This window comes from Flavobacterium sp. N502540 (assembly GCF_025947365.1).
GTDB lineage: Bacteria > Bacteroidota > Bacteroidia > Flavobacteriales > Flavobacteriaceae > Flavobacterium.
Genome location: NZ_CP110012.1, coordinates 4,219,663 through 4,233,817, shown reverse-complemented (window position 1 = coordinate 4,233,817; position 14,155 = coordinate 4,219,663). Strand labels below are relative to the sequence as shown.

14 protein-coding genes are annotated in these 14,155 nt (G+C 37.4%); 10 read left to right on the top strand and 4 right to left on the bottom strand.

Annotated elements, in window-relative coordinates; genetic code table 11:
- Positions 1-93: 93 nt before the first annotated feature.
- Both OLM58_RS17780 and OLM58_RS17775 read right to left on the bottom strand, forming a co-directional pair.
- Positions 94-891 (bottom strand): alpha/beta hydrolase, encoded by a 798-nt coding sequence (locus OLM58_RS17780; RefSeq protein ID WP_264529958.1) that lies wholly within the window; start codon positions 889-891, stop codon positions 94-96.
- A gap of 70 nt (positions 892-961) precedes the next feature.
- Positions 962-1,381 (bottom strand): OsmC family protein, encoded by a 420-nt coding sequence (locus OLM58_RS17775; RefSeq protein WP_264529957.1) that lies wholly within the window; start codon positions 1,379-1,381, stop codon positions 962-964.
- Positions 1,382-1,845: 464 nt separating this feature from the next.
- Between OLM58_RS17775 and OLM58_RS17770 the strand changes: the two genes are divergently transcribed.
- On the top strand, positions 1,846-2,439 hold the full coding sequence (locus OLM58_RS17770) for a hypothetical protein (RefSeq protein ID WP_264529956.1): 594 nt from the start codon (positions 1,846-1,848) through the stop codon (positions 2,437-2,439).
- A gap of 29 nt (positions 2,440-2,468) precedes the next feature.
- Here OLM58_RS17770 and OLM58_RS17765 read toward each other — a convergent pair whose 3' ends face one another.
- Positions 2,469-3,236 carry a methyltransferase domain-containing protein gene (locus OLM58_RS17765; protein ID WP_264529955.1) on the bottom strand — a complete coding sequence of 256 codons (768 nt, stop codon included), beginning with the start codon at positions 3,234-3,236 and terminating at the stop codon, positions 2,469-2,471.
- Between the two features lie 326 nt (positions 3,237-3,562).
- Here OLM58_RS17765 and ribB point away from each other — a divergent pair, with 326 nt between their 5' ends.
- The 9 genes from ribB (at position 3,563) to OLM58_RS17720 (ending at position 12,236) form a co-directional block, all read left to right on the top strand.
- A complete protein-coding gene (gene ribB, locus OLM58_RS17760; RefSeq protein ID WP_264529954.1) occupies positions 3,563-4,225 on the top strand; it encodes a 3,4-dihydroxy-2-butanone-4-phosphate synthase in 663 nt (220 codons plus the stop codon).
- Positions 4,226-4,351: 126 nt separating this feature from the next.
- Complete coding sequence (locus tag OLM58_RS17755; RefSeq protein WP_264529953.1) at positions 4,352-4,930, top strand: Crp/Fnr family transcriptional regulator; 579 nt, start codon at positions 4,352-4,354, stop codon at positions 4,928-4,930.
- 210 nt (positions 4,931-5,140) lie between these two features.
- Positions 5,141-5,704: a Crp/Fnr family transcriptional regulator gene (locus tag OLM58_RS17750; RefSeq protein WP_264529952.1), complete on the top strand. Its 564-nt coding sequence runs from the start codon at positions 5,141-5,143 to the stop codon at positions 5,702-5,704.
- A 74-nt stretch (positions 5,705-5,778) separates the two neighbouring features.
- A complete protein-coding gene (locus OLM58_RS17745; RefSeq protein ID WP_017497559.1) occupies positions 5,779-6,105 on the top strand; it encodes a DMT family transporter in 327 nt (108 codons plus the stop codon).
- A gap of 243 nt (positions 6,106-6,348) precedes the next feature.
- Positions 6,349-6,696 (top strand): hypothetical protein, encoded by a 348-nt coding sequence (locus OLM58_RS17740; protein ID WP_264529951.1) that lies wholly within the window; start codon positions 6,349-6,351, stop codon positions 6,694-6,696.
- Between the two features lie 451 nt (positions 6,697-7,147).
- Positions 7,148-7,621: a DUF4625 domain-containing protein gene (locus tag OLM58_RS17735; RefSeq protein ID WP_264529950.1), complete on the top strand. Its 474-nt coding sequence runs from the start codon at positions 7,148-7,150 to the stop codon at positions 7,619-7,621.
- A gap of 10 nt (positions 7,622-7,631) precedes the next feature.
- Positions 7,632-10,058 (top strand): TonB-dependent receptor, encoded by a 2,427-nt coding sequence (locus OLM58_RS17730; RefSeq protein WP_264529949.1) that lies wholly within the window; start codon positions 7,632-7,634, stop codon positions 10,056-10,058.
- A gap of 36 nt (positions 10,059-10,094) precedes the next feature.
- Positions 10,095-10,997 (top strand): DUF4625 domain-containing protein, encoded by a 903-nt coding sequence (locus OLM58_RS17725; protein WP_264529948.1) that lies wholly within the window; start codon positions 10,095-10,097, stop codon positions 10,995-10,997.
- A gap of 24 nt (positions 10,998-11,021) precedes the next feature.
- The gene (locus OLM58_RS17720; RefSeq protein ID WP_264529947.1) at positions 11,022-12,236 is read left to right on the top strand and encodes a hypothetical protein; all 1,215 of its coding nucleotides are present in this window, start codon (positions 11,022-11,024) and stop codon (positions 12,234-12,236) included.
- Between the two features lie 215 nt (positions 12,237-12,451).
- Here the strand turns inward: OLM58_RS17720 and OLM58_RS17715 are convergent, their stop codons facing one another.
- Positions 12,452-14,149: a ribonucleoside-diphosphate reductase subunit alpha gene (locus tag OLM58_RS17715; RefSeq protein ID WP_264532449.1), complete on the bottom strand. Its 1,698-nt coding sequence runs from the start codon at positions 14,147-14,149 to the stop codon at positions 12,452-12,454.
- Positions 14,150-14,155 lie beyond the last annotated feature (6 nt).

The following is a 14,155-nucleotide window of genomic DNA, read 5'->3' as shown; positions in this document are numbered from 1 at the left end:
CTGCGGGAAACTAAAAAAAACATCGTCAAATTAAAATAATCAAACCTGTTTTCTCGCAGATCTCGCAGATTGTGCAGATTCTATAACATTTTATTATTTTCCGCTTAGATCTTTAGCGGCACCAATAATTACGTTTGCCACAGCTTCCGGTTGTGAGATAAAAACACAGTGACTTCCTTTTACTTCTGTCGCTTTCGTTTTGGAACGTTTGTACATGGCACGCTGAATGGAAGGATCAATACTTTTGTCCTGTGTAGCAATTACTGCATAAGCCGGTTTATCTTTCCAGGCCGCTTTTGTAATAGGTGTGATAAAACCTTTGGCATAAAAAGCACCTTGTGAAGCGTACATAAAAGCAGCATCTTCTTTACTAATGTCGGCACAGAAACCGCCATGAAACTTGGCCTCATCATAATAAACGATACCTTTATCATTTGGAGCCAAAACACCATTCTCGGGAGCGGGAGCAGCCGTTTGCAGCCATTGCAAAGCCGATTCTCCGTTATCAGGCTGAAAAGCAGCTACATATACTAATCCCACAACATTAGCGTGATTACCGGCCTGCGTAATTACAGCACCTCCCCAGGAATGTCCCACCAAAATCGTTGGACCATCCTGATTGTCCAATACCACATTGGTTGCTGCGACATCATCTTCAAGAGAGCTTAACGGATTTTGAACAATGGTAACTTTATATCCTTTTTTTGAAAGTACGTCGTATAAATTTCTCCATCCAGAGCCGTCAGCAAATGCTCCGTGAACCAACACTACATTTTTAACTTTTGCCGGTGCAGTTTGTGCAATTGAAGTGGCAGACATTAAGAAAGTCAAAATTAAAGCGGCAGACATGAATAAGCGATTCAATTGTCTTTTTAGATTTATTGTTTTCATTTTTTTATTTTTTTAAGATGTTGTTTGTTAGATTCAAATTAAAGTTGAGATACCCTGTAATGACAATTATTTAAGACAATAAAGACACGTTTAAAGCGATCTCTGTATTTAGCAGTTTTGAAATAGGACAAATCTCTTTTGCTTTTTGAGCTGTTTTCTCAAAATCTTCTGTAGTAATCCCCGGAACCGATCCCGAAAGTTCAAGTGTAATTAAAGTAATCGTTCCGTCTTCAAAAGTTACTTTGGCTGTAGTATTAAGATCTTCGGGAACAAAACCGGCCTCTGATAATAAAAAGCTCAATTGCATTGTAAAACATCCCGCATGTGCGGCAGCTACCAATTCTTCGGGGTTAGTTCCTACTCCTTCCGCAAAACGGGTTTTAAAAGAGAGTTGAGCATTGTTTAAAGTGGTACTTTGTGTCGTGATGGTTCCTTTTCCTTCCATTCCTGTACCTTTCCAGTTTGCATTTGCGTTTCTTGTAAATTTCATGATTAAAGTTTTTAATGTTATCAATTTTTAATTTTCAAACCGTTGTTCTGATTTGATGGGACAAATTTATGGTGGGCATTCTCATAAATCAAATTGATAATTTTATAACCTTATAAAATTAAATTATAATCCTAACCTGAAATACTGAAACTTTATCTGATTTCTATGGCTTCAACCAACTCGATCAGGAAGTATTAACGGCAAGATTCTTGTTTACTTTTTAATGCAATTTATTTTTTCCAAATCATAATGAAGAGGAAAACAACAACAAAAAGAGCTTTGGATTCACATAAACAGCATAAGCATCTGCGAAAAAAAACGTAAATTTATAACTGATTGTCTGCATGTTACAAAACACTAGAAATAATTAACTTTCAGTAAATGCAATAAATAGTTATACTTAAATGTTATCTATCCGGATACAAACACATTCGTTTGATGTTTGCTTAAAACCTAAAAATAATATGAAAAAGATACTATTAACTATTATACTAACCGGTGCTGTTTTACAGGGATATGCGCAGAAGGAAGTGAATGGCAAATACAAACCCATTGATTCAAAAAATGTTGAATTAAAAGACGTTCCGCCTCCAACAGACACTCCGTTAAATCCCGATCTTCCGCTGCCAAAAGAGCCTACCGTTTTAAAAATCAACCCGGAAGATTTGTATAAAAACAACAGTCTGTACAAACCGGAAGCCAATGTGGAAGGGATCTTTTACAGAAGAAATGAATATTTGGGAGGTTTTGTCACCAATACGGCTGTATCTACCATCCGTTATCGTGACGCTGCTTTTGTAGACGGCGATAAAATACGCGTATACCTGAATGATAAAGTAATTGAACCCGAAGTAAGTTTAAACGGAGATTATCAGGGTTTTAAAATTACTTTAGTCAAAGGAATGAACAAAATTGACTTTGAAGCTTTAAACGAAGGTTCTGCTTCACCTAACACAGCTGAATTTCAAGTGTATGACGATAAAGGAAAAGTGATTGAAGCAAGTCAGTGGAATGTGGGAAAAGGTTACAAAGCAACTATTATTCTCTATAAAGAATAAAGTTTTCTTCACAAGTAAATATTCTTTCGTTAGGTTTTACGACCATAAAGTAAGAGTCTTTTAAAAGAATAAATAGCGGGAAGTTTGGGAAAACCTTCCGCTATTCTCTTTTTATAGGTTTCAATAAAAAGTACCTTCTCCTCTCCTTCCAGTCTTTCTGTATACGGAATCAAAGCCGAACCCGAGATGAAACTAAAAAGGGTTTCATGATCATTGGCTATAATTGGATATACTTTTTGCTGCATCTGAAGGTTTTCCAAACCGCCATCAAACAGAATTTGTGCATACTCATCGATACTTAAAACCGGGGATTCTCTTTTAAATCCTTTTAAAAAAGTGACGAAAGGCTCTTCCTGTACCAGCTCTAAAAGGATTTTATTGAGTTTGTTTTCCGGCTGTACCGGCATTTGCACAGCGAATTGTCCTTTCGGGTTTAACTGTTGCAGCAATCTGGTAAATAACGTATCATGATTGTCCGACCATTGTAAAGCTGCATTACTAAAAATAAGATCCCATTTTTCGCCCGATTCTATTGTTTTTTCTGTGGTGGCTTTTCTGAAATGCAGACGTTCCGTTTCTAAAGACTTGGATTGTTCCAGCATTTCCGGCGAAGAATCGACTCCCAAAAAGTACGCTTCTTCAAATTGATTAGACAGAATTGCCGTTTGTTCTCCTGTACCACAGCCCAAATCAATCGCTTTCATTCCTTTTACTGGCTGAATAAAACTGGCCAAATCATAAAATGGCTGATAACGAATATTTTTAAACTTATTATAAATTTCGGGATTCCAGGGCATTGCTCACTTATTTTATAATCCGTTCTGATTGGAAAAAAGGCTGCAATCAAGACAGATTCAGGTTACTAAAGACTAAGATACAAAATTATCTGAGGATGAAATAACAATAAAAACAGACATTCCAATACGTATTTATACGGCTTTAAGTAAAAGCGTGTCCTTCTATGGTGATTTATCTTTAAATTAAAATTTTTCTAAATCCGAAAGGTTTTTTAAAACCTGTAGGGTTTATTGGAAAGTTGCAGATTTTATTGACCTAGATCAAACTTTTGTGTCTGAAACAAGTCTAGCTTTGCTGCTCTTTAATTCAAAAAACGCAACAAAAGATGATCAATACATTATCCTATCCTTTAGAAAAATTTGGTTTAACCAGTGTCGAACGTGTCGAAAATGCTTTACGACAACTGCGAAACGGAAAAGGAATTCTACTAACTGATGACGAAAACCGCGAAAACGAAGGCGATTTAATTTTTTCGGCACAACACATCAATGTACAAGACATGGCCATGATGATACGCGAGTGCAGCGGAATTGTTTGCCTTTGTCTGACCAATGAAAAAGCCGATCAGTTGGAATTACCCTATATGGTGAAAGAAAACACCAGTAGTTTTCAGACGCCTTTTACCATTACAATCGAAGCAAAAGAGGGTGTAACGACGGGAGTTTCGGCAACAGATCGAATTACAACCATTAAAACTGCGGTTGCTCAAAATGCAAAACCCACAGATCTTGCAAAACCCGGGCATATCTTTCCTCTACGTGCCAAAAACAACGGCGTCCTTGAACGAAACGGGCATACTGAAGGCAGTGTAGATTTAATGAAATTAGCAGGCCTAAAACCGGAAGCCGTTCTATGCGAATTAATGAACGAAGACGGAAGCATGGCTAAACTGGACAAAATCATTAGCTTTGCAATACAGCACAATTTGGTAGTACTGTCAATAGAAGATATTATCTACTACCGAAAATATGTAAAAGATTATGTTTAATGGTTAATTGTTGATTGTTAATGGTTAATGGTTTATTGTTGATGTTTAGTTGTTTATACTCATCATCCAATAATCTAAAAATCAAACATTCTAATTATCTAATTATCTAACTATCTAATTAAAAAAATGCCCTACAAACAACTTGGTGCTTATATAAGAAGTCGTATTGCAGTTTCTGATAAAGATCTCAATACTATTTTGTCGCACTTTAAACCTGTACAGCGGGACAAAAACGACCTGTTGCTTTCGGCTGGACAAACGAGTCAAAATAGTTATTTTGTAGATAAAGGCTGTTTGAGAATTTACTACATTAACGAAGAAGGAAAAGATGTCACCCGTTATATTGCATTCGAAAATCAATTCGCTACGGCTTTGGTGAGTTTTATTACCAAAATGCCTTCAACAGAATACATACAGGTTATCGAGAAATCGGAGTTATTATATATCAGTCATGAAGATTTCAATCATTTGATGGAGATTGTTCCTCAATGGAGGGAATTTTATTGTTCGTATCTCGAAAAAGCCTATGTTAATAATACCAACAGACTAATGTCGTTTACAACTATGGGGGCTTTAGAAAGATACACCCAATTGCTCAAAATCAATCCCACAATTGTAAAACGATTGCCCAATAAAATTGTAGCTTCATACATCAATATTTCGCAGGAAACACTAAGCAGACTGAAATCTAAAGTTTTAATTTAGCTCCCTGTCAATCTGTGAAGTGCGAAATCTTACTAGTGAGATGTGAGACGTGAGATGTAAAACACTAATAGTCAGCGCCACAGAATAAAGAGTAAAGAATAAAGAATAAAGAATAAAGAGTAAAGAATAAAGAGTAAAGAATAAAGAGTAAAGAATGAAGAATCAATCATTAACAATTAACAATTAACAATTAACCATCAACCATTAACAATGCACATCGATACCATTCTGGATAACATCTTTCAGCTTCCCGAGGAGTCCAAAAATGCGCTAAAACTTTGTATTAGCGAAATAAAATATCCCAAAGGACACATACTGTTAAATGCCGGAAAGGTTGAGTCTGCGCTCTATTTTATAAAAAAAGGAATCGTGCGGGCGTATGTTCATGAAAATGATAGTGAAGTTACGTTTTGGTTCGGAAAAGAAGGACAAACCGTTGTTTCGATGAAAAGTTATGTTGAGGAGCAAAAAGGTTATGAAACGATTGAACTTCTGGAGGACTGCGAACTCTACGAATTAAAAAAAGCACATCTTCAGCAATTGTTTGATACCGATATCCATATTGCCAACTGGGGCAGAAAATTTGCCGAACAGGAACTTGTTAAAACCGAAGAACGTCTGATTTCAAGACAGTTTAGAAATGCCACTGATCGTTACTTGGAACTTATGAAATACCATCCCGAACTACTGCAAAGAATTCAATTGGGACATATTGCCTCCTATCTGGGTATCACACAGGTGAGTCTTAGCAGAATCAGAGCTGATCTGAAATAAATTCATTTTTTATCATTTGTTAAATTTTTATTGCGGGAGTTAAAGGAACTTTGCATCCTAAAATTTTAACAATTATGAACTGGATTATTCTAATTATTGCGGGACTGTTTGAAGTCTCTTTTGCAACTTGTCTCGGAAAAGCCAAAGAAGCCACCGGTACCGATGTTTATTTATGGTACACCGGATTTTTTGTATCACTAACCATAAGCATGCTGTTACTGATTAAAGCCACTGAAACCTTGCCTATTGGAACGGCCTACGCGGTATGGACCGGAATTGGAGCTGTTGGAACGGTATTGATGGGGATTCTTGTTTTTAAAGAGCCTGTTGACTTCTGGCGATTATTTTTTCTGTTTACTCTGGTAAGTTCTATTATTGGATTAAAAGCGGTATCACATTAATGAGACTATAACACTTACAATAGTTACTTCAAATTCAAATGTCAATTCAAGGAACGGAAATTTTATTCGGTGCAAGCCAATTTTCGTTCCCTGAAGCGACAAAAAGAGACCTAATCTGTCTTTTTACTTATAAGATTTATCCTTTTATTTTTTTCTTTATTTTTTTAATGAAACAATGTTGCATTTACAAATAAGAATTCTATATTTGTACTTCATTGCTTTATTAGCTATGGATTCATTAGAATGAAAAAGAAATTTAAATTTATAAATCTTTTGATGCCGTTGGTGGTAGTATTTGCAATACTATTTCCGGCGATACATTCGTATGAACACATACACAGTCACAGTTCCACTGCTAAAAAAAACATACTTTATCCTACCGATAAAAGTGAATTTAAAATGCAGGACCACTCTAACGAAGAGTGTGCTATTTGTCATTTCAAATTCAGTCCGGTCAGCACTTTTGACTTTGTAACTTTTCAGTTTTATAAAAATAGTACACCAATTCCTTATGTACATTTTTATTCAAAATCGTTTGCTCCTTTTTTCAAAGGTTCTTTATTTGCCCTTCGTGCACCTCCTATTGCCTAAAACGACAAAAGTAAATCATTTCAATTCTGAGATGGCGTGCTGTTATGCGTTTTAGATACTCTCCATACTGAAAAAGTATTTCACTTTTTCACGACAGCTCCGTTTTATGTCTTTTACTATATTTAGAAAAGTACTTTGATCGATACTGATTGACACAATTATTCCTTTTAGGAATGCGACTTTCGTGCAACACTATTGTTTCAAAAAAACTTCGCTGTCGGTTGATTGTCTGCAACATTACAATTCAGTACCTGCAATTGGGTATTGTGTTGGCTCCACTGCACCCCTTTTATTTTTGTTTCCCAATTTCCTTCCCGATAAAAACAATGCTTTTTGCGACCTGATCCTGTGCCGTAAAACTGCCATTTCCCTAGTATTATCAGGTTTGGAATATGCCTTTTGTAACCCACAATTTTCACATATGAATACCACAAAACTCAAACCAAATCGAATGAGAATTTCAAAAATGCTTTTGGCTTTTTTGGCGACTGGCTTTACTTTCACAAGCTGTGACAGTGATAAAACCGAAATTGACACCGAATATCCTGTAATTGATGTTTCTTCCGCAAATGCGTTTCCGATACAATGCAGTACAATTACTCGCGGACAAAAAATTACTTTCAGAGCAAAGTTTTCAGACAACGCACAACTGGGATCTTATAGTCTGGATATTCACCACAATTTCGACCATCACAATCACAGTACCGAAGTAGCATCCTGCAATGAGGATCCTATCAAAAAACCGGTAAATCCAATGCTTTACATCAATTCGGTTACGATTCCTTCCGGGCAAAAGAGTTATGAAGCTGTTCAGGAAATCGAAATTCCACAAAACATTGATGCCGGAGATTATCATTTTCTGATCCGCTTAACCGATAAGGAAGGCTGGCAGACGATCAAAGGTTTGAGTATTAAAATTTTATAAATTGATTTTGATGAACACCACTAAGTCAAATCAATTGCGGACCTATTGCGTGCTGCTCTTTTGTTTTGTTTTGGTTACAAAAGTAGCAGCGCAATCCGTTCGTGTTTCCGGCACCGTATTTTCTAAGGATCAAAAACCTTTGGAAGGTGCTTTGGTCACGCTGTATCCGGCTCATATTAGCACTATAACCAATAAAAAAGGAGCATATTTCTTAAATCAGATTCCTAAAAATACAACGCGATTGACGGTAACATACTCCGGGTATGCTTCTTATGAAACGGTAATTACTATTAGTCAAAACACAATTGTGCTCCCTGCTATTTTCTTAAAACCGGAAATACAGGAGTTGTCAGAAGTTGTCATTAGTGAAGGTTATGAAGTACGCCGCAAAAAGCAGGAATCCCTTAATCTTGAAATCGTAAACAGCAGCTTTATCCAACGTAATCTTGGCGGAAGTTTAATGCAGTCTTTGCAAAGACTTCCGGGTGTTAAGACCATTTCTATTGGTTCCGGCGGTTCAAAACCACTAATTCGCGGACTAAGTTTCAATCAGGTTATTGTGGTTGAAAACGGTATCAAACACGAAGGTCAGCAATGGGGAGCAGATCACGGTTTGGAAATCGATCAATATGCTGTGAACCGTGTGGCAATTATCAAAGGTCCATCATCGTTTATGTACGGTTCTGATGCCATTGGCGGCGCCATAAACATACAGCCTGTACCTTTTCCTACTCAGCATGTTTTGGGCGGAACAGTTGATTTTACAGGCAAAAGCAATAACGAACAATTTGGAGGATCCATCAACCTTTACGGTCGAAACGAAAAATGGTTCTTTGATTCCAGAATAACTGCTATGGATTACGGAGACTATCGCGTTCCCACCGATACGGTACACGTGTACAATTATGCCGTTCCTTTATACAAAAATCATTTACGCAACACGGCAGGACGTGAACTCGATGTACATGCCAGTACCGGTTATCTGACGGATCAACTGAAATCGGTTTTTTATTTCAGTAACATTTATACCAAAAGCGGCTTTTTTGCCAATGCACACGGACTCGAACCACGAAATGTAGACACCCAACTGCACGATCGTTCCAGCAGAGATATTTTAATGCCATTTCAGGAAGTTACACATACCAAAATCAGTAATACCACTTCCTTTTCGTTAGGTTCACACCGTTTCGAAACGCAGTTGGGTTTCCAAAAAAACTTTCGCAGGGAATGGAGTCATTATGTCAATCACGGTTATATGCCGCCTCTGTATCCTTCTGATATGTATGTTCCGAAAGATCTGGAAAGACAATACGATAAAGAAGTATTTTCTGCTTCTTTTAAGGATGAGTTTTCCATTCAAAATCATCAATTCACCGCAGGAATCAATGCCGAACAGCAACAAAATAGCATTAACGGCTGGAGTTTTCTGATTCCTGCCTTTAAACAATTCAATGCCGGAGGATTTGTTTATGATAAAATTCAGCTTAACGAATTATGGCTGCTACATGCCGCTGTACGACTCGATTATGGCAAAATTAAAATGAAACAATACACCGACTGGTTTCCAAGTGAAGTTACTGAAAACGGCCAAACAACTTCTGAATATTTGAAACGTTCTGAAGACCTGACCCGTACTTTTCAGAGTTTCAACTGGTCAGCAGGCGTTAATTATACACCGGGACAATGGTCCTTAAAAGCCAATCTTGGAACGAGTTTCAGAATGCCAATTGCTAAAGAACTGGCTTCTAATGGGGTAAATTATCATTATTTCAGATTTGAAAAAGGCAATCCCAATTTAGCAGCCGAGCGTTCGTATCAATTGGATCTTGGTATGGAATGGAAAAATACTAAGTGGTCTTTTCAACTGAGTCCATTCTTTAATTATTTCCCCAACTACATTTACCTCAATCCAACTTCGCAACATGATATTTATTACGGAGCCGGCAATCAGGTATTTGAATACGAGCAGAGTAGAGTCATGCGTTATGGCGGTGAATTACAGGTACGTTATCAGTTTCTGGAAAGTTTAAGTGGTGAAGTTTTGGCAGAATATCTGTATAGCGAGCAAAGGTCGGGAGATAAAAAAGGATATACACTGCCCTTCTCTCCTCCTCCCTCTGTTTTGTTTAACATCACTTACAATCCAAGAATAAAAAGTTTAAAAGACAGCTATTTCTCTCTTGATTATCGCTTTACTGCCGAGCAGCATCAGATTGTCCCACCTGAAAAGAAAACGGCAAGCAGTAATGTCTTTAACCTGGCAATGGGAACTAAACTAAAAGCCGGACAACAGGATTTTATCATTAGTCTTCAGATTCAGAATCTGTTCAATACAAAATACCTGAATCACACCAGTTTCTACAGGTTAATAGAACTTCCTGAAGCCGGAAGAAACATCATTCTGTCGCTGAAAATTCCATTTTTAATACACAAATAACACCCTATGAATTTAATTAATCAACCCAGTACCCTAATGAAAACGCTAAAACTAATACTGCTCTTTCTGGCTGTTAATCTGTTTTTTACAGCCTGTAGTAACGATGACGACAAAGAAGTTATAAAACCCAAAGCTGAAAATATTGAAATTGGTACCGCCAATAATAAAAAAGCGCTGATTGGCCGTGACTTTCACTTTAATGCCGACGTACTTGCCGGAGATAAAATTGCCGATGTACAGTTGAAAATCCTTCCCATAAAAGGTGAAACTTATAGCAAAGACTGGAAGTTTGAACTGTCCTGGGCGGAATTCAAAGGCGCAAAAAATACTAATGTACACAAACACTTCAATATTCCGGCTGATGCTCCGGAAGGCAAATTTGATTTCCTTTTTATTGTTACAGATGAAAACGGCTCTAAACTCGAAATTAAAGAGGTCGTTACGATTACAGATCCTGCTAATTTGCCTGTCGATCCCATAATTGGCCGCGATAATCTCTCCCGAAACGACAATCTGATTTACTACATGAATACTTGGGTTGAACCGGAACTTATTTTCAAAAAAAATGATCTTCTGACTGCGCATGCACAGGTAAGTCAAATTATGGGGGATGGAATTTTATATTCTGTTTTGATTAAAAAAAGTGCCAATTACAATCCAGAAAGTATCGACAAACTTGATCTGAAGAAAGTTATTGTCATTTCAAAAGTGGAACACAAAGGTCTGGGGGCTGCTTCAAAAATTACTACCCTTCAAAAGATAAATGGTGTTTTGGGCGGTCAAAGCATCACTATTGGTGCAGATACAGATTTCGAAGGAACTCCAATTACAGCCGACAAAGCCTGGCAATCCGGAACCTACAATTGGGTAGTACTTTATAAAAACACTACACACAATATAAGCGTCTATAAATCGATGCCTATTACCATTAATTTTTAAAAATCAACTTTAATTACCTTTACCATGAAAAACAATTTTTACAAACTCATTTTCCTATTCGCCTTATCTGCAACTCTATTTTCCTGCAGCAACGACGATGACAATACTCCTGAAACTCCCAAAGAAGCTTTAACCGAGTATAAATTCTTAAGGATTTTACTTTCTGATGAAAAAACAACTGAGATCACCTTAGTTAATCCGGTTGAAGCCACGATAAGCTCTTTTAATGCTAAGTTTGCAAAATCTACTGTTTATACTTCAGAATCCAAACGATATGCGGGAATCATTCACAGAGCCAGCAATACGGTTGAAACTTTCGACAGCGGTTTTGAAGGTCATGGCGATCACGTGGATGTAGACGGAATCCCTAAATTTGGCGCTTTATTTGGCCAGTCGCCTATGCCTACCCATTTTAAAAGCAAAAGTGGAGAGCTGATGACTTTTAATGACGGCGACGGAACATTGGCTGTTGCCAAAGAATCTGAAATTAATACTGCGGGAGCTAAATTTAAGATTATAAATGCAGGTTTGTTGGCTCATCACGGCGCAATGGCTACTTTTACTAATGGTACTTATGCTATTACTGAAAAAGACAATTCGGTAGCAGGAACACTTCCGGAAAAAGTCAAAATCATTGATAATTCCGGTAAGACTCTTTTTAACGCAACAGTTGCTACGAAAGGAATTCACGGAAATGCTTCAGATGGAACGTATGCCGTTTTCGGATCTGCAAGTGGTGTTCTTGTAGTGGAAAGTACCGGAAAACAAAAGCTTATCGCACTTCCTGCTGATTTTGGAACTGCCTGGTTTGGGACTATTCTGGAAACAAAAGCACAAGGAAAATTTGTGGGATATACTGCTGCAAAAGGAGCTTACTTAATTGACGTGGCTAATGAAACGATTAAACCTATTTTAGCAAGTACTGCTATCATGCAATGCAAAGTGAGTTTTAATGCGACTAAACTGGGAATCCTATTGCATACGGGTGAATTCAAATTGTACAATCTTACCAGCCTGCAACTTGAAAAGGAAGGTAAAGTTATTGCCGAAACTGCCACTGATGCGGCTTTAAAACCACAAATTCAGTTAACAGAGAACTTTGGTTATATTACTTCTCCAACTACAGGAGAATTACTGCAGCTGAATTTGTCTACCATGGCAATTGTAAAGAAAATCAAAGTTTCAAATACACCTTATATGATTACGATTCTTGGTTTTGAAAACAGCAAAGGCCATTAAAAAGTAATTCTATTATTTATTTTATCAAGAAGGCCGGATCATTTATCCGGCCTTCTTTACTATACTTCGATCTAAAATTAAAGATCCAAAGAAAAAATAAATCTCGCGGAGTCGCAAAGTCGCAATGACTTCATATACTATTGGTTTTAGTATTTTACAATAAAATTCCCTTATAAAAACCGAAAAGCCGGATGATACATCCGGTCTTTCTTATTTTATGACTCACAACTGCTGCAGCTCACCAAACTTGTTACCAATTCTTTCGATACACTTTGACTGCGTTGGTAATACAAACTTTTGATACCAAGCTGCCAGGCTTCAATAAGCAATCGGTTTACTTCTTTAATAGGTAAATCAGCTGGAATGTTCAAATTGATACTTTGCCCCTGATCTACAAACTTCTGACGTATGGAAGCCTGCTGTACAATTTCTAACTGACTAATTTCTTTAAAGGTTTTAAAAACGTCTTTCTCTTCTTTTGTCAACTGTGTCATCTGTTGTACGCTTCCGCCATTCAGCATAATTTCTCTCCAGACTTCTTCATTGTCCAGTCCTTTTTTCTCCAGTAACATTTTAAGGTATTTATTTTTACGCATAAAATTTCCCTTGCTCAGACCAGCTTTGTAATAGTTACTGCTGAAAGGTTCAATTCCAGGTGAAGTCTGTCCTAAAATAGCCGATGATGATGTTGTTGGCGCAATAGCCATAGTGGTTGTATTACGTCTTCCGTATCCTTTTAACAGTTCTGGTTCGCCATAAATTCTGGCCAGATCCTGAGTTGCTTTATCGGCTTTATCACTGATATGTTGGAAAATTTCGGTAGTTTTCATCTTGGCTTCCATTCCTTCAAACGGAATCATATTTTTTTGCAGATACGAATGCCATCCCAGTACACCAAGTCCTAGTGCACGGTGTCTTTTGGCAAATCGATTGGCTGCCGAAAGGTAATAATTGCCTTCTGTTTTTTCTATAAATTCCTGCAATACGGCATCCAGGAAAAAGATCGCTAATTTTACGGCTTCAGTATCTTTCCATTCGTCGTAAAGTTCGAGATTCATTGACGAAAGACAGCAAATAAACGATTCGTCAATGCTTGAAGGCAACATAATTTCGCTGCACAAATTACTGGCATTAATGCGCAGGTTTTTGTCTTTGTAAACTTGTGGTTTGTTTTTGTTTACGTTGTCACTAAAGAAAATGTATGGCAATCCTTTTTGCTGACGGCTTTCTAACACCTTAGCCCAGATTTGTCTCTTGTCGACATCACCATCAATCATTTCCTGCATCCAGTAATCCGGCACGCAGATTCCGGTAAACAAATTCTGAATCGGGTTTCCAATACTCTTAATCTTCAAAAATTCCTCAATATCCGGATGATCAACATCTAAATATGCAGCAAATGCTCCACGACGGACCCCTCCCTGAGAAATGGTGTCCATTGTAGTATCAAAAAGTTTCATAAAACTTACGGCTCCACTACTCTTACCGTTATCAGTAACAGCACTTCCTCTTTCGCGTAATTCTCCAAAGTATCCGGAAGTTCCGCCACCAATTTTGGTTTGCATGATCACCTCTCCCAATTTATGGGTGATTCCTTCTATTTCATCGGGAACATGCACATTAAAGCACGAAATTGGCAAACCGCGTTCAGTTCCCATATTCGCCCAAACGGGAGAACTGATGCTCATCCAGCCACGTTCGATCATTTCTACAAAAGATTCCTTTAACTCGGGTTTGTATAATCTTCGGGCTGCAGCGGTACAAATTCTGTCAATTGCGCCTTCTACAGTTTCTCCTTTTAAAAGATAACCACGATTTAAAATTTGCTCACTTTCAGAGTTTTTCCACCACATTTTATTCTCGGCTTCACTTAACGGAAGACTGTTTGCTGAAGTTGTATCTATTGTATTCATCATTGT

What these genes read in the sequence shown, in the direction of transcription:
- ribB (WP_264529954.1), top strand. Translation starts at nt 3,563, where the DNA reads ATGATCAATACATTATCCTATCCTTTAGAAAAATTTGGTTTAACCAGT.
- OLM58_RS17715 (WP_264532449.1), bottom strand. Translation starts at nt 14,149, where the DNA reads ATGAATACAATAGATACAACTTCAGCAAACAGTCTTCCGTTAAGTGAA.
- OLM58_RS17745 (WP_017497559.1), top strand. Translation starts at nt 5,779, where the DNA reads ATGAACTGGATTATTCTAATTATTGCGGGACTGTTTGAAGTCTCTTTT.
- OLM58_RS17775 (WP_264529957.1), bottom strand. Translation starts at nt 1,381, where the DNA reads ATGAAATTTACAAGAAACGCAAATGCAAACTGGAAAGGTACAGGAATG.
- OLM58_RS17725 (WP_264529948.1), top strand. Translation starts at nt 10,095, where the DNA reads ATGAAAACGCTAAAACTAATACTGCTCTTTCTGGCTGTTAATCTGTTT.
- OLM58_RS17755 (WP_264529953.1), top strand. Translation starts at nt 4,352, where the DNA reads ATGCCCTACAAACAACTTGGTGCTTATATAAGAAGTCGTATTGCAGTT.
- OLM58_RS17735 (WP_264529950.1), top strand. Translation starts at nt 7,148, where the DNA reads ATGAGAATTTCAAAAATGCTTTTGGCTTTTTTGGCGACTGGCTTTACT.
- OLM58_RS17765 (WP_264529955.1), bottom strand. Translation starts at nt 3,236, where the DNA reads ATGCCCTGGAATCCCGAAATTTATAATAAGTTTAAAAATATTCGTTAT.
- OLM58_RS17720 (WP_264529947.1), top strand. Translation starts at nt 11,022, where the DNA reads ATGAAAAACAATTTTTACAAACTCATTTTCCTATTCGCCTTATCTGCA.
- OLM58_RS17740 (WP_264529951.1), top strand. Translation starts at nt 6,349, where the DNA reads ATGAAAAAGAAATTTAAATTTATAAATCTTTTGATGCCGTTGGTGGTA.
- OLM58_RS17770 (WP_264529956.1), top strand. Translation starts at nt 1,846, where the DNA reads ATGAAAAAGATACTATTAACTATTATACTAACCGGTGCTGTTTTACAG.
- OLM58_RS17780 (WP_264529958.1), bottom strand. Translation starts at nt 891, where the DNA reads ATGAAAACAATAAATCTAAAAAGACAATTGAATCGCTTATTCATGTCT.
- OLM58_RS17730 (WP_264529949.1), top strand. Translation starts at nt 7,632, where the DNA reads ATGAACACCACTAAGTCAAATCAATTGCGGACCTATTGCGTGCTGCTC.
- OLM58_RS17750 (WP_264529952.1), top strand. Translation starts at nt 5,141, where the DNA reads ATGCACATCGATACCATTCTGGATAACATCTTTCAGCTTCCCGAGGAG.